The organism is Enterobacter cloacae complex sp. ECL411 (assembly GCF_021869665.1).
GTDB classification, from domain to species: domain Bacteria; phylum Pseudomonadota; class Gammaproteobacteria; order Enterobacterales; family Enterobacteriaceae; genus Enterobacter; species Enterobacter intestinihominis.
The window spans coordinates 380430-395986 of sequence record NZ_CP091486.1 but is presented as its reverse complement, the minus strand read 5'-3'; the positions used below and the strand labels follow the sequence as shown (position 1 = coordinate 395986).

Genomic DNA, 15557 nt, shown 5'->3' with positions numbered 1-15557 from the left:
GGAGATAACCGTGCAACGCGAAGACGTACTGGGACAAGCCCTGCAATTACTTGAGATTCAAGGGATCGCCAGCACCACGCTTGAGATGGTAGCCGACCGTATCGATTACCCTCTGGATGAACTTAAGCGCTTCTGGCCGGATAAAGAGGCGCTGCTGTATGATGCCCTGCGCTATCTCAGCCAGCAGGTGGATATCTGGCGCAGGCAACTGATGCTGAATGAAGAGCTGACCACCGAGCAAAAGCTGCTGGCACGCTATACCGCACTGACGGAGTGTGTCACCAACAACCGTTACCCAGGCTGTCTGTTTATCGCCGCCTGCACCTACTATCCGGATCCCGGACACCCCATCCATCAGCTGGCAGATCAGCAAAAACGAGCCGCGCACGAGTTCACACACGAGCTGCTGACCACACTTGAAGTGGATGATCCGGCAATGGTCGCGAAGCAGATGGAGCTGGTGCTGGAAGGTTGCCTGAGCCGCATGCTGGTGAACCGTAGCCAGGCGGATGTGGATACGGCGCACCGTCTGGCGGAAGATATTTTGCGGTTTGCGCAGTGCCGTATGGGTGGTGCACTGACCTAAGCCAGCATTCCCGTCCAGGCGGAAATAAACAAACACAGCGCCATTGTACGTTGAAATCGCACCATCGCCACGGTGGTGCGGAAAATCCGGTTCACCGCCTTCCCCAGCCACGCCCAGCACAACAAACAGACCACTGAGATCGCCAGAAACCATAGCGCCATCAGCGAAATATCCCGTAATGCATGGTCGCTTGCCGGAGCAAACAGGCTGACGACGGCCAGCGCCATCATCCAGGTTTTTGGGTTTACAACCTGTAATAACGCCGCCGCCCGCGCGGTAAATCGAACATGACGCCTGGAGGAGAGATTCGCGGCCGGGGCGCTAAACAGCTGCCAGCTCATCCAGGAAAGCCACAGCACGCCCGCCCAGCTCATCACCTGACGTATCAGCGGATACTGGCGTAACACTTCTCCTGCCCCAGCGCCTGAAACCAGAACAATAGCGCTGGCGGCAAGACACCCACCCAGGATCGCAGGAACCGTATTTTTTACGCCAAAGTGCTGACTGTTAGCCAGTACCAAAATATTGGTTGGCCCCGGTGTAATCGAGGCGACAAATGCAAACAGCAGGAAGGGTATTAAATTCACAGGTGGCTCCTTTTAGTAGAGCCATGAATGTGCCGTTATTTTCTGGAAACGTCTGGAAGGTTTGTGCACAACCGACGGTAGTGTGCCGGAGAAATACGGTACGCCCGCTGGAACCAGCGACCAAGATGGCTTTGATCGGCAAAACCTACTGCCGTCGCCACATCAACAGGCAGTTCCCCATACGCCAGCATCTGTCGGGCCTTTGCCAGGCGCAGCTGGATAAGCCAGGCGTGCGGCGCAAGGTGAAACTCGCGCTTAAAGCAGCGGGTGAGCGTAAAGCGATCCGTCCCCGTCTCCCGCGCAAGGTCTGACAGCCCCACGTTCTCGCCGATATGCGCATAGAGATAGTCGCGGGCACGATGCGCCACAGCGGAGCTTTGTAACTGCGACGGGAGTTTCTTCCGCCAGTGGCAGTGGGCTGTAATCTTAGTGAGCAGGTTATCCATTGTGCTCTGTTGTACGATCTTCATCTCATCGTTATGCAGCGAGGCAAATGTATCACCGATAGCGCGCACCAGCTGAGGCTCTCGCGTCAGCGTTTGGGCAAAGTGGAGGGTGTAACTCCCGGGAGTAGAGTCATACAGCCCTTGAAGCGTACGGGTGAGCCAGTGTTCATCCAGATAAAAGGTCAGATAAGTAAAGCCACCCTCTACCGGTGCATCACCGTCATGTATTTCACCAGGCTCAAGTAAAAAAGCATCGCCCGGCTGGCTACGGTGGCGTTCACGGCGACAGTGGAACTGCTGCGTACCGGAAAGGGTTATTCCGACCAGATAGCTATCATGCCAGTGGGGATCAAAGGCGTGTCCTTCGAAATGCGCCTTAATTGTCTCAATACCTGTTTCTGCATGCTGACGCAGCTCAAGCCAGTCGTTTGCCATACTGCCCTCCTCTTACTGTCAGCATTGTCACATCTTGCCTGAACGGTCTGGAAGATTTGTGCATTTTCAGCGCACAAACGGACAGATTGCCGCAAACTTAAGCAGTTGAACAGCTTTTCCCGAAATAATGTTGACGATCGCGCGCGATTGCGGTTTAATGCGCTCCGTTGCCCGGATAGCTCAGTCGGTAGAGCAGGGGATTGAAAATCCCCGTGTCCTTGGTTCGATTCCGAGTCCGGGCACCACTATTTAAAGAACCCAGCCTATGGCTGGGTTTTTGCTTTTCTGCGCTTATCAAAACCTTACCTAAATTTTATTCCTGTATCTCTTCCCGATGAGGTCGTGCGGCCGGCATTGCCCGGTGGCGCTGCGCTTACCGGACCTACAAAACCCGCATGCCAGATAAGGGGAAGCCGCCATCCGGCATGTTTTTCCGTGCACAAAGCAAAAAACCCCGCACCTTCCGGTACGGGGTTCTTCCTGATTGATGCCTGGCAGTTCCCTACTCTCACATGGGGAGACCCCACACTACCATCGGCGCTACGGCGTTTCACTTCTGAGTTCGGCATGGGGTCAGGTGGGACCACCGCGCTAAAGCCGCCAGGCAAATTCTGTTAATCTGTATCAGGCTGAAAATCGTGTCTGTCTCTCTTCGCCAAAACAGCTTCGGCGTTGTAAGGTTAAGCCTCACGGTTCATTAGTATCGGTTAGCTCAACGCATCGCTGCGCTTACACACCCGACCTATCAACGTCGTCGTCTTCAACGTTCCTTCAGGAGACTCAAGGTCTCAGGGAGAACTCATCTCGGGGCAAGTTTCGTGCTTAGATGCTTTCAGCACTTATCTCTTCCGCATTTAGCTACCGGGCAGTGCCATTGGCATGACAACCCGAACACCAGTGATGCGTCCACTCCGGTCCTCTCGTACTAGGAGCAGCCCCCCTCAATTCTCCAGCGCCCACGGCAGATAGGGACCGAACTGTCTCACGACGTTCTAAACCCAGCTCGCGTACCACTTTAAATGGCGAACAGCCATACCCTTGGGACCTACTTCAGCCCCAGGATGTGATGAGCCGACATCGAGGTGCCAAACACCGCCGTCGATATGAACTCTTGGGCGGTATCAGCCTGTTATCCCCGGAGTACCTTTTATCCGTTGAGCGATGGCCCTTCCATTCAGAACCACCGGATCACTATGACCTGCTTTCGCACCTGCTCGCGCCGTCACGCTCGCAGTCAAGCTGGCTTATGCCATTGCACTAACCTCCTGATGTCCGACCAGGATTAGCCAACCTTCGTGCTCCTCCGTTACTCTTTGGGAGGAGACCGCCCCAGTCAAACTACCCACCAGACACTGTCCGCAACCCGGATTACGGGTCTACGTTAGAACACCAGCCATTAAAGGGTGGTATTTCAAGGTTGGCTCCACGCAGACTGGCGTCCACGCTTCAAAGCCTCCCACCTATCCTACACATCAAGGACCAGTGTTCAGTGTCAAGCTATAGTAAAGGTTCACGGGGTCTTTCCGTCTTGCCGCGGGTACACTGCATCTTCACAGCGAGTTCAATTTCACTGAGTCTCGGGTGGAGACAGCCTGGCCATCATTACGCCATTCGTGCAGGTCGGAACTTACCCGACAAGGAATTTCGCTACCTTAGGACCGTTATAGTTACGGCCGCCGTTTACCGGGGCTTCGATCAAGAGCTTCGCGTTGCCGCTAACCCCATCAATTAACCTTCCGGCACCGGGCAGGCGTCACACCGTATACGTCCACTTTCGTGTTTGCACAGTGCTGTGTTTTTAATAAACAGTTGCAGCCAGCTGGTATCTTCGACTGATTTCAGCTCCGCCCGCAGGGGCTTCACCTACATATCAGCGTGCCTTCTCCCGAAGTTACGGCACCATTTTGCCTAGTTCCTTCACCCGAGTTCTCTCAAGCGCCTTGGTATTCTCTACCTGACCACCTGTGTCGGTTTGGGGTACGATTTCGTGTTACCTGATGCTTAGAGGCTTTTCCTGGAAGCAGGGCATTTATCACTTCAGCACCGTAGTGCCTCGTCATCACACCTCAGCGTTAATAAGGTACCGGATTTACCTGGAACCTCCGCCTACATGCTTAAACCGGGACAACCGTCGCCCGGCTGACATAGCCTTCTCCGTCCCCCCTTCGCAGTAACACCAAGTACAGGAATATTAACCTGTTTCCCATCGACTACGCCTTTCGGCCTCGCCTTAGGGGTCGACTCACCCTGCCCCGATTAACGTTGGACAGGAACCCTTGGTCTTCCGGCGAGCGGGCTTTTCACCCGCTTTATCGTTACTTATGTCAGCATTCGCACTTCTGATACCTCCAGCACCCCTCACAGGACACCTTCAACGGCTTACAGAACGCTCCCCTACCCAACAACGCCTAAGCGTCGCTGCCGCAGCTTCGGTGCATGGTTTAGCCCCGTTACATCTTCCGCGCAGGCCGACTCGACCAGTGAGCTATTACGCTTTCTTTAAATGATGGCTGCTTCTAAGCCAACATCCTGGCTGTCTGTGCCTTCCCACATCGTTTCCCACTTAACCATGACTTTGGGACCTTAGCTGGCGGTCTGGGTTGTTTCCCTCTTCACGACGGACGTTAGCACCCGCCGTGTGTCTCCCGTGATAACATTCTTCGGTATTCGTAGTTTGCATCGGGTTGGTAAGCCGGGATGGCCCCCTAGCCGAAACAGTGCTCTACCCCCGAAGATGAGTTCACGAGGCGCTACCTAAATAGCTTTCGGGGAGAACCAGCTATCTCCCGGTTTGATTGGCCTTTCACCCCCAGCCACAGGTCATCCGCTAATTTTTCAACATTAGTCGGTTCGGTCCTCCAGTTAGTGTTACCCAACCTTCAACCTGCCCATGGCTAGATCACCGGGTTTCGGGTCTATACCCTGCAACTTAACGCCCAGTTAAGACTCGGTTTCCCTTCGGCTCCCCTATACGGTTAACCTTGCTACAGAATATAAGTCGCTGACCCATTATACAAAAGGTACGCAGTCACCCCATAAAGAGGCTCCCACTGCTTGTACGTACACGGTTTCAGGTTCTTTTTCACTCCCCTCGCCGGGGTTCTTTTCGCCTTTCCCTCACGGTACTGGTTCACTATCGGTCAGTCAGGAGTATTTAGCCTTGGAGGATGGTCCCCCCATATTCAGACAGGATACCACGTGTCCCGCCCTACTCTTCGAGTTCACAGCAAGTGTGCTTTCGTGTACGGGACTATCACCCTGTACCGTCGGACTTTCCAGACCGTTCCACTAACACACAAGCTGATTCAGACTCCGGGCTGCTCCCCGTTCGCTCGCCGCTACTGGGGGAATCTCGGTTGATTTCTTTTCCTCGGGGTACTTAGATGTTTCAGTTCCCCCGGTTCGCCTCGTTAACCTATGTATTCAGTTAACGATAGTGCAACGGATTGCACTGGGTTTCCCCATTCGGACATCGCCGGGTCAAAGGTTCATATCACCTCGCCGGCGCTTTTCGCAGATTAGCACGTCCTTCATCGCCTCTGACTGCCAGGGCATCCACCGTGTACGCTTAGTCGCTTAACCTCACAACCCGAAGATGTTTCACTTCCGATTGCGAAAATTTGAGAGACTCGAACACACATGAGCTGTGTGTCGTTTCAATTTTCAGCTTGATCCAGATTTTTAAAGAGCAAATATCTCAAACATGACTCGCAAGTCAGTTTTGAGATATGACGGCAGGTGACTTTCACTCACGAACCAGCAAGTGGCGTCCCCTAGGGGATTCGAACCCCTGTTACCGCCGTGAAAGGGCGGTGTCCTGGGCCTCTAGACGAAGGGGACGTACAGTCTCAATCGCAAGACGCCTTGCTATTTACTTTTCATCAGACAATCTGTGTGAGCACTGCAAAGGCAGGTTCTTTAAGGTAAGGAGGTGATCCAACCGCAGGTTCCCCTACGGTTACCTTGTTACGACTTCACCCCAGTCATGAATCACAAAGTGGTAAGCGCCCTCCCGAAGGTTAAGCTACCTACTTCTTTTGCAACCCACTCCCATGGTGTGACGGGCGGTGTGTACAAGGCCCGGGAACGTATTCACCGTGGCATTCTGATCCACGATTACTAGCGATTCCGACTTCATGGAGTCGAGTTGCAGACTCCAATCCGGACTACGACGCACTTTATGAGGTCCGCTTGCTCTCGCGAGGTCGCTTCTCTTTGTATGCGCCATTGTAGCACGTGTGTAGCCCTACTCGTAAGGGCCATGATGACTTGACGTCATCCCCACCTTCCTCCAGTTTATCACTGGCAGTCTCCTTTGAGTTCCCGGCCGGACCGCTGGCAACAAAGGATAAGGGTTGCGCTCGTTGCGGGACTTAACCCAACATTTCACAACACGAGCTGACGACAGCCATGCAGCACCTGTCTCAGAGTTCCCGAAGGCACCAAAGCATCTCTGCTAAGTTCTCTGGATGTCAAGAGTAGGTAAGGTTCTTCGCGTTGCATCGAATTAAACCACATGCTCCACCGCTTGTGCGGGCCCCCGTCAATTCATTTGAGTTTTAACCTTGCGGCCGTACTCCCCAGGCGGTCGACTTAACGCGTTAGCTCCGGAAGCCACGCCTCAAGGGCACAACCTCCAAGTCGACATCGTTTACGGCGTGGACTACCAGGGTATCTAATCCTGTTTGCTCCCCACGCTTTCGCACCTGAGCGTCAGTCTTTGTCCAGGGGGCCGCCTTCGCCACCGGTATTCCTCCAGATCTCTACGCATTTCACCGCTACACCTGGAATTCTACCCCCCTCTACAAGACTCTAGCCTGCCAGTTTCGAATGCAGTTCCCAGGTTGAGCCCGGGGATTTCACATCCGACTTGACAGACCGCCTGCGTGCGCTTTACGCCCAGTAATTCCGATTAACGCTTGCACCCTCCGTATTACCGCGGCTGCTGGCACGGAGTTAGCCGGTGCTTCTTCTGCGGGTAACGTCAATCGACAGGGTTATTAACCCTGTCGCCTTCCTCCCCGCTGAAAGTACTTTACAACCCGAAGGCCTTCTTCATACACGCGGCATGGCTGCATCAGGCTTGCGCCCATTGTGCAATATTCCCCACTGCTGCCTCCCGTAGGAGTCTGGACCGTGTCTCAGTTCCAGTGTGGCTGGTCATCCTCTCAGACCAGCTAGGGATCGTCGCCTAGGTGAGCCGTTACCCCACCTACTAGCTAATCCCATCTGGGCACATCCGATGGCAAGAGGCCCGAAGGTCCCCCTCTTTGGTCTTGCGACGTTATGCGGTATTAGCTACCGTTTCCAGTAGTTATCCCCCTCCATCAGGCAGTTTCCCAGACATTACTCACCCGTCCGCCACTCGTCAGCGAAGCAGCAAGCTGCTTCCTGTTACCGTTCGACTTGCATGTGTTAGGCCTGCCGCCAGCGTTCAATCTGAGCCATGATCAAACTCTTCAATTTAAGTTTGATGCTCGTGAATTAAACTTCGTAATGAATTACGTGTTCACTCAGAGACTTGGTATTCATTTTTCGTCCGAGGACGTTAAGAATCCATGTCACTTTGAGTGCCCACACAGATTGTCTGATAAATTGTTAAAGAGCAGTTGCGACGCGCTTCAGCGCTCTGTCGCGAGGTGGCGTATATTACGCTTTCCTCTTTCAGAGTCAACCCGTTATTTCAGGATTTTTTCTCTTCAACCGACCGGGTAGTCTGTGAAGTGATTCACATCCGCCGTGTCGATGGAGGCGCATTATAGGGAGTTCCCGAGCGACCGCAACAGAAAAGTTGCAAAAAAATGACTGACTGCTGTATTCCCCAGCAAAACCCCGCCTTATACCCTTTTACGCACAGAGTTATCCACAATCCATTGACGATCCCGGTGCGATCCCGCTAATTGAACACTATACTAGCGGCAAATATTCCTCTCGCAGACCAACCTGATGACGACACAACGACTTCAACGTGACTGGCGTATCCCAACCGCCGGGCTCGCCGTGCTGGTGTTACTTATGGCAGGTTTCGCACTGCATACGCACTGGAATGCTTTTATTCAGTGGTGCCTCGCCGCTCAGATCACCCTGCACCGTTATCTGGTGATGTATTTGCTGCAACTTAATAATCATCAGTACAGCGGTGGGCTGTGGTTGTTAACCGGTGCGTTTCTTTATGGTGTACTCCATGCCGTTGGACCAGGACACGGCAAATTTATCGTCGCCACGTATCTCAGCACCAATAAAGAGAGCCAGCTCGCGGCGCGCGTCGTACCGTTTATCGGTAGCCTGATGCAGGGCGTCAGCGCGATCCTCTTTGTCTTTATCCTGGCGGTTGGATTGAACCTCGCGGCAGGGGATATCAGTACCAGCCGTTGGTACGTCGAGAAAATCAGCGCCTTACTGATTGCCGCCTTCGGTGCGTTTATCATTTATCAGGCGCTCAGCAGCCTGCGTCCGCGCAAAATGGCGATTAGCGCCATCAAGCCGCATCATCAGCATAATGAACACTGTGGCTGCGGCCATCACGGCGTAGGGGTGGATCTGGCTAAAAGCGACTGGAAAACCCGTCTGGGCGTGGTGCTGGCCATTGGCGCGCGCCCGTGCAGCGGAGCAATTATGATCCTGATGTTCTCGAATGCGCTCGGCATTATTAGCTGGGGAATTGCTGCTGTGATGACAATGTCGCTGGGAACGGCGTTGTCGATTATGGGGCTGTCGCTGGCAGTACGTTACGCGCGTGAACGCACAGTAGCCTGGTTTAGTGGCGGCACTTCCCTGAACTGGGTAATGCCGATGGTCAAAATAGCCGGAGGAGTTGTTCTGATACTGTTCGCAACTATCCTCTTCTTGACGGTGATCCCCGTCAGCGCCAGCGGCGACTATATCGCCGCAGGATGCTAATAAAAGAAAACCCGCCAGCGGCGGGTTTTTTATCACTCGTTAATTCGCGGATGCTGGTCAACCAGGCGAGAACGTTTTTTCTGAAGCTCTTCAATCTCTGCGTCAATATCTTCAATCTTCTGCTCTACGTTATCGTAGTGCTCGCGCAGGATCTCCTTCGCTTCCTGAATATCGGACGCCGCAGGCGTTGCCCCTTTCAGTGGACGGTTCGCCGTCTCCTTCATAGTAATACCGGTAATCAGGCCAATCACCGCAATAACCATCAGATAGTAAGCAGGCATCATCAGGTTCTGCGTGCTCTCCACCAGTGAAGCAGCAAGCGTCGGCGTCAGGCCCGCAATCAGAACGGAGATATTAAAGGCTGCCGCCAGCGCACTGTAGCGAATATGCGTCGGGAACATTGCCGGTAGCGTAGAAGCCATCACCCCGATAAAGCAGTTGAGGATCACCGCCAGCATCAGCAGACCGGCGAAAATCAGCCCCAGCACATTGCTGTTAATCAGAATAAAGGCCGGGATTGCCAGCGCGAACAGTGCGACGCTACCGAGAATAATGAATGGCTTACGGCCAAAGCGGTCGCTCAGCAGACCCATAATCGGCTGCACAAACAGCATGCCTACCATGATGGCGATAATAATCAGCACACCGTGGTCTTCCGAGTAGTGCAGGTTATGCGACAGATAGCTCGGCATGTATGTCAGCAGCATGTAATAGGTCACGTTGGTGGAAATCACCAGACCGATACAGGTCAGCAGGCTGCGCCAGTGTTTGGTCGCAATCTCCTTGAACGACACTTTCGGGCCATCCTGCAACCCTTCACGGTCGCCCTGCTCCAGCTTTTCAACGTGCTGCTGGAACGCAGGCGTCTCTTCCAGGGCGTGACGCAGGTAAAGACCGATGATGCCAAGCGGCAGCGCCAGGAAGAACGGAATACGCCAGCCCCAGTCGAGGAAGTTCTCTTCACCCACTACGGTTGAAATCAGAACCACAACTCCCGCGCCCATGACAAACCCGGCAATCGAACCAAAGTCGAGCCAGCTGCCCATAAAGCCGCGTTTTCGATCCGGAGAATACTCGGCGACAAAAATCGATGCACCGGTATATTCGCCGCCAACGGAGAAGCCCTGCGCCATCTTACAGATCAACAGCAGGATCGGTGCCCATATACCAATGGTCGCATAGGACGGAATAAGGCCGATACAGAATGTACTTATCGACATGATGACAATAGTAATAGCCAGGATCTTCTGGCGACCATATTTATCACCCAGCATGCCGAAGAACAGGCCACCGAGAGGGCGAATAAGGAAGGGAACAGAGAACGTACCCAGCGCGGCAATCATCTGCAAGCTGGGATCGGCACCGGGGAAGAACACTTTACCAAGCGCATAGGCAACAAAGCCGTAGACACCAAAATCGAACCACTCCATCGCATTACCGAGCGAGGCCGCCGTAATCGCTTTGCGCAGTTTCGCATCATCAATAATGGTGACATCGCGCAGCGTGATGGGTTTTACTTTTTTCCTTCTAAGCATAGCTTTCCTCGTAGACTCAGCCCCGTCCGTTTCACAGCGCATTTGCAAGCTGTGAACCAGAGATCCGCTCCATGCGAATCTCCTTATTCAAGCGTAGCAGGTTTACTTACATTGACGTTTTACCTCAATACAACCGAACCTGTTGACGCCTGTCTGGGCAGTTAAAGACCTTTTTACCCTACCAGCGTTTATATATGTGATCAACTTCACATATATTTTTCCGGTTCGTAAGTTGGCTTCAGGTTTTGTCAATTCACGATAAGTAAGGTCATTCTCACCCCCTTTATCAAGCACATCTTAACACCCGTTATTATTCCTCTTAAAACAAAAAACAATCACATTTCTTCACATCGAATTTACACAAAATTTAATTATTAACAGCGGGCATTCCTGTTTACATTCAATATGTGACGCAGATAACTAAAACAGTGTTTTATTTTCATTGAATCGCAATTCCAAAGATCGCATGATAAACCCGAACACAATATCCCAGCGGCTTTCAAATGAAGGAATGCTAAGCACCTGAATTTCGCTTTACAGCATAAGTAACGAATCGATTGGTCTTCAAAAAAGGCAATCATTTGAATTTGTTGATCTATTTTTTGAGATTTCCGCCAGCCACGCGGGCGAGATGTGAGGGTTAATGATGAAGATTAAAGCAACAATAGAACGCATCCCGGGCGGGATGATGCTGGTCCCGCTGGTACTTGGCGCGATATTAAATACGCTGGCCCCGAATACCGGTGCTTATTTTGGCGGTTTTACAAAAGGTATGATCACCGGAACGGTGCCGATTCTGGCAGTCTGGTTCTTTTGCATCGGCGCATCTATTAATTTACGTGCAACTGGTACGGTATTACGTAAATCAGGGACGCTGGTCATTACTAAAATTGCGGTCGCCTGGGTCGTTGCCATGATCTGCGCGATGTTCATTCCGGAGAATGGCATACAGACCGGATTCTTCGCCGGATTATCCGTTCTGGCCATTGTTTCAGCAATGGATATGACCAACGGCGGTCTCTATGCCAGCCTGATGAATCAATATGGCACCAAAGAAGAATCAGGCGCGTTCGTGCTGATGTCCCTGGAGTCGGGTCCGCTGATGACCATGCTGATTCTGGGTTCTGCCGGCCTTGCCTCCTTTGAACCCCACCATTTTGTCGGGGCGATCCTGCCGTTCCTGATTGGTTTTGCGCTAGGCAACCTCGATCACGATCTGCGCGATTTCTTCAGCAAAGCCACCCCGGTACTGATCCCGTTCTTCGGCTTCGCGTTGGGCAATACCATCAATCTGAACGTGATTCTGGAAACCGGCCTGCTGGGTATTGTGCTGGGTGTTGCCGTCATCGTCATCACGGGTATTCCGCTAATTATTGCAGACCGCGTCATCGGGGGCGGTAACGGAACCGCAGGTGTGGCCGCCTCGTCGGCCGCAGGCGCTGCGGTAGCTAACCCGGTGATTATCGCCCAGATTAACCCGGCCTTTGAACCGGTGGCGGCTTCCGCCACGGCCCTGGTTGCCGCCAGCGTGATTGTGACGGCGATTCTGGTCCCGATCATCACGGCGCTGTACGCCAGACGTTTTGGACAGGTTCCGGAAACCCAGGCAGAGCCGAAAGCGGTAGAAATGCACCACTAAGCCGTTCGCCCCCTCCTTAAAAAGAGGGGGCAATCACGCACTAAATATCTCTTCCACCATGCCATCCACCAGTCGTTTTGCCGAACAGAGTCTCGGCATACCCAGCGCGACCGTTTGCCAGCTCTGCGTCACTGACCAGCTCACCGGATGTTTATCCGCCTGACACCAGTCCCCCAGCCAGCCAAGCATATCTTTATAATCCATCAGACCAGGAGAAGCGGGCGTCGTCAGCCACTGATGGTAAAAATGCCGGGTGGTGGGAGAAGCGTTAATCCCCTGTGCCAGATAGTTTGCGGCCATGCTGCGCAGGTTATCTTTCAGCATGGCCGCCACATCACTATTCGCCAGACGACAGGCATCGCCAAACGCGCCCCAGCGCAACTCTTCCAGCACGATAAAGCAGCGGCCAGCCAGCGACCAGCCGTCATACTGCCCGGCTCGCCAGCGGGTAAAAATTTGCTCGCTGTGCTCACCCGCCTGAACCGTAAGGCCGCGCTGCGCGAGCGCTTTCTCTTTATAGGCGGCACGCTGGTTGAAATGTGCGGAGAGCGCCTCGTACTGTTGCAACAATCCGGAAGGTTGAGGGAGGCGTGGATTAACCTGCTGGCGCAGGGCTACCAGCTTGTCGGACATGCGGGTCAGCGCCAGGTGTCCGGGGTCGAGCATACCGGCTAGTTTCTCCGCCAGACCCAGCCGCAGTGCTGCATTTTCGTTGAGCATTCCCGCCATTGCCCATGGCCGCAACCGGGTCTGCGTAACGATCTCCTGCGTCAAACGCTCACGAAATTGCAGTTGCTGTGGCCCCAGGAGGGTGTGACGAGCAGCATCCGCCCCCTGGACCAAATCGACCATAAATTTTGGATGAATACACTCCAGCGTCCGCCCGGGACCGTCCAGTAGCTGTGTTGTCATGGTTGCTCTGCCGCGAATAAGGTTTGAATATCATCGCGTAACAGTCGGGTATCTTCCTGAATCCACGCCGCTGTGGTCATACTTTGCTTCAACAACTGGCTAAGCGCCCGGGTTGAATGCTCATTCTGCTGCCGCACGGCAAGGCTATCACGCAAGCTTTCCTGTAACCCGGTCAGGGACAACGAAAACTCTGCAAAAAACGTTGCCATACCTGCCGTAACAGAGACATCGACCTGCGCGGCCAAAGCTTTACGAATTTGATCGCAAAACTGATCGGTATGCTGCGTAAATTTGCCATGAAGCTGGGCGATATCGATGACATATCGGGTGCGCGTCTCCACATACGCTTCCCAGCCCCAGCCGGGATGATTGAGCCAGCGCGAGACGGTATTACGTACGCTGCCCGCCCCTGCGGGCTGACTGGCGGGAGGGGTGTCCTGCACAATGGCATCATTAAATAAGCCGCGCGTATTGAAGTTAAGCTGGTTTGCCTGAAACGCCGGAAAGCTAATCCGCGCCCGAAAGCCGGCATGACTGAGCTGTTCCTTAATTTGCATCTCGATGGGGCGCATCGCCTCATTCAACGATCGGGCGAGCGTAGACTCCAGCTGATCGAAGCGTAACGCCAGCTCCCGGCTAATTCTGCTCTGCGCATTCAGCAAAATCTGCTCGCATGACGATCGGATCTTGCTCAGGACAATCTGTGCCTGCCCTTCATCGTCAAGCACCAGTTGCTGGTTCCCATCCGTGTCGTCTGTACGCATGCTGGATGGCTCGCGCCCGGCTAAATCAAGAATTAACGGGCGGCTAAACATGTCGTCCAGCGCCTGGTGAAGTTCGCCTTTCTGACTAAGCAGAAATGCATCCGCTGCGTTGAGCGCCTCTTCAACTTCATGCTGGACCTCATCGCTCACTACGCTCTGCCGCTGACGCAGCATCGCCATGTCCTCTTCCAGGCGCTTAATATTCCGCTCCAGCTCATCAAAGGCGACCGTCAGACCCTGATGGCGAAAATCCAGGTATTCTCTGGCATTTTGCGCATAGTTGAGCAGCTTATGCGATGCCGACCGCAGGGCGAACAGCGAGGCGTTGGCGTAAGCCGCGTAAATCAGCTTGCGGATGGGCTGTTCGAACAGCGAATCCTCCCACAGCAGATCCGCCGCATGGCGAATATGGTCACTATCGTCGAGATCGGCCGTACGCCAGCGGCGGCCCAGCGCGGCCTCGGCAAAATCCTGCACCCAACGCTGATCCTGATGATCGGGAAGCCGCCCATGGGTGTTCATCTCATAGCGGGCGCGGTTTGCCAGGTAGGCCCACATGGAAGAGACCGGATAAATTTGTCCCGGAGAAATATTCCCTTTCATCAGCGTGCCGGAAATCATCGCCCGTACCTGCTCTTCATCGTCGCTGTTACGATCTTTCTGATCGAATTTATTGACCAGGGCGTAAAGCGGCACGGATTTCCCCGCCGCCGAAATTGCCTGCCGAACCTCGGCGTCGGAAATGGATTTAAGCTGGGTATAGTCCATCACCGCCAGCACGGCGGAGGCGCGCGCCAGCTGCTCGCTGAGCATTTTTTGCAGGTGCGGCTGACCGGCCTCGTTCGGCCCCGGCGTGTCGAGCAGCGTCAGTTGACCAAGATGCGCATCCAGACCGGCGAGGTGCACAAATTCCACCTCAATCACCGGAATATGTTCAATCGCGGCATACTCAGAAAAAGGAAACTCCACACCCAGCGCCTGCGAAAGCCGCACCAGATCGTTCAGGCTTTTCAGACAATGAAAGATGGGCTCCGCGCCCAGGTGATGTTTTCCGAACGCCTCACCTCTTTCGATGCGCTCCAGCAGCGTATTCATGTCCTTGTCGATTTCCAGACGCCGCGCCAGCTTGCCGCGATCTTTATCGCACAATTTCGTCTGCAACTGGGAAATCAGGGTATCAATGGGCGCAACGTGCAAAAAATGCAGCACCGGCTCCTTCTGGCCCGGCGTATGGCGGATCAGCGTGGGCAGCGCCGTCATCGGACGATTGCGGTTCGGCAGCACTTCCGTGCCCACAATCGCATTAATGGTGGTCGATTTTCCCGCTTTCATGGTACCCACAATCGCCAGCACCATTTCGAGGCGGGTTATTTTGCGTAATTCGTTATTCAGCAACGCCTGCTGAGCGTCGACACCCCGCGCGCTAAAATGTAATGGCAAAACGTTGTTATTAACGCCGCTCATGGCAGCGGCTGTGCTATCCAGCTTTGCAATCGGCATTGATTTTAATGAATCAAGATTGTTCAGAGCCAGCTGTAACAAACGTTCGGCTTCCTGGCTTAATTCAAATATGGTCTGTGTGTGCATGATAAAAGCCTTCCCTTAACGCAAATTTATTACTTTTATTAAGCCACGTTTTTTTAATTATACTGTTCAGGCTTATATGATCACGTATGGAAAACATGTTCATTTAATACAAGTAACTGAAGATAATGAGAATTTAAATCTCACCCTCCAATACGTGTAAAACATC

At 53.5% G+C, this 15557-nt stretch carries 8 protein-coding genes, 2 tRNA genes and 3 rRNA genes; 4 read left to right on the top strand and 9 right to left on the bottom strand.

Annotated elements, in window-relative coordinates:
• Positions 1 to 10: 10 nt before the first annotated feature.
• Positions 11 to 586, top strand: coding sequence for a transcriptional regulator (locus tag L3069_RS01895; protein ID WP_017383972.1), 576 nt, complete (start codon positions 11 to 13; stop codon positions 584 to 586).
• Here L3069_RS01895 and L3069_RS01890 read toward each other — a convergent pair.
• Positions 583 to 1173: a LysE family translocator gene (locus L3069_RS01890; RefSeq protein ID WP_023305285.1), complete on the bottom strand. Its 591-nt coding sequence runs from the start codon at positions 1171 to 1173 to the stop codon at positions 583 to 585. The two genes, L3069_RS01895 and L3069_RS01890, sit on opposite strands and share 4 nt — an antisense overlap.
• Before the next feature lie 35 nt (positions 1174 to 1208).
• Positions 1209 to 2054 carry an AraC family transcriptional regulator gene (locus L3069_RS01885; protein ID WP_023299117.1) on the bottom strand — a complete coding sequence of 282 codons (846 nt, stop codon included), beginning with the start codon at positions 2052 to 2054 and terminating at the stop codon, positions 1209 to 1211.
• Between the two features lie 169 nt (positions 2055 to 2223).
• Between L3069_RS01885 and L3069_RS01880 the strand changes: the two genes are divergently transcribed.
• Positions 2224 to 2299: transfer RNA gene (locus L3069_RS01880), tRNA-Phe, on the top strand.
• 244 nt (positions 2300 to 2543) lie between these two features.
• Here L3069_RS01880 and rrf read toward each other — a convergent pair.
• The 4 genes from rrf to L3069_RS01860 all read right to left on the bottom strand — a co-directional run bounded on the left by rrf (position 2544) and on the right by L3069_RS01860 (position 7520).
• A 5S ribosomal RNA gene (gene rrf, locus L3069_RS01875) occupies positions 2544 to 2659 on the bottom strand.
• A gap of 71 nt (positions 2660 to 2730) precedes the next feature.
• Positions 2731 to 5636: ribosomal RNA gene (locus L3069_RS01870) — 23S ribosomal RNA — on the bottom strand.
• A 182-nt stretch (positions 5637 to 5818) separates the two neighbouring features.
• Positions 5819 to 5894: transfer RNA gene (locus L3069_RS01865), tRNA-Glu, on the bottom strand.
• 84 nt (positions 5895 to 5978) lie between these two features.
• A 16S ribosomal RNA gene (locus L3069_RS01860) occupies positions 5979 to 7520 on the bottom strand.
• Together the 16S, 23S and 5S rRNA genes with 1 tRNA gene alongside form the textbook arrangement of a ribosomal RNA operon.
• A 480-nt stretch (positions 7521 to 8000) precedes the next feature.
• Between L3069_RS01860 and L3069_RS01855 the strand changes: the two genes are divergently transcribed.
• Complete coding sequence (locus L3069_RS01855) at positions 8001 to 8954, top strand: nickel/cobalt transporter (protein ID WP_023299116.1); 954 nt, start codon at positions 8001 to 8003, stop codon at positions 8952 to 8954.
• A 32-nt stretch (positions 8955 to 8986) separates the two neighbouring features.
• On the opposite strand, the gene proP is transcribed toward L3069_RS01855, so the two are convergent.
• A complete protein-coding gene (gene proP / locus L3069_RS01850; protein ID WP_022646793.1) occupies positions 8987 to 10489 on the bottom strand; it encodes a glycine betaine/L-proline transporter ProP in 1503 nt (500 codons plus the stop codon).
• Between the two features lie 646 nt (positions 10490 to 11135).
• On the opposite strand from proP, the gene kdgT reads away from it, so the two are divergent.
• On the top strand, positions 11136 to 12128 hold the full coding sequence (kdgT, locus tag L3069_RS01845) for a 2-keto-3-deoxygluconate transporter (protein ID WP_022646792.1): 993 nt from the start codon (positions 11136 to 11138) through the stop codon (positions 12126 to 12128).
• Positions 12129 to 12161: 33 nt separating this feature from the next.
• Here kdgT and L3069_RS01840 read toward each other — a convergent pair whose 3' ends face one another.
• Entirely contained in the window at positions 12162 to 13040 is an 879-nt protein-coding gene (locus L3069_RS01840) for a diguanylate cyclase regulator RdcB family protein (protein WP_022646791.1), read from the bottom strand.
• The gene (crfC, locus tag L3069_RS01835) at positions 13037 to 15391 is read right to left on the bottom strand and encodes a clamp-binding protein CrfC (RefSeq protein WP_063136003.1); all 2355 of its coding nucleotides are present in this window, start codon (positions 15389 to 15391) and stop codon (positions 13037 to 13039) included. The genes L3069_RS01840 and crfC overlap by 4 nt, the downstream gene beginning before the upstream one ends.
• Positions 15392 to 15557: the final 166 nt, after the last annotated feature.

Excerpts from the sequence above, each read along its gene's own strand:
- L3069_RS01840 (WP_022646791.1), bottom strand. The coding sequence starts at position 13,040 with ATGACAACACAGCTACTGGACGGTCCCGGGCGGACGCTGGAGTGTATT.
- L3069_RS01885 (WP_023299117.1), bottom strand. The coding sequence starts at position 2,054 with ATGGCAAACGACTGGCTTGAGCTGCGTCAGCATGCAGAAACAGGTATT.
- L3069_RS01855 (WP_023299116.1), top strand. The coding sequence starts at position 8,001 with ATGACGACACAACGACTTCAACGTGACTGGCGTATCCCAACCGCCGGG.
- kdgT (WP_022646792.1), top strand. The coding sequence starts at position 11,136 with ATGAAGATTAAAGCAACAATAGAACGCATCCCGGGCGGGATGATGCTG.
- crfC (WP_063136003.1), bottom strand. The coding sequence starts at position 15,391 with ATGCACACACAGACCATATTTGAATTAAGCCAGGAAGCCGAACGTTTG.
- proP (WP_022646793.1), bottom strand. The coding sequence starts at position 10,489 with ATGCTTAGAAGGAAAAAAGTAAAACCCATCACGCTGCGCGATGTCACC.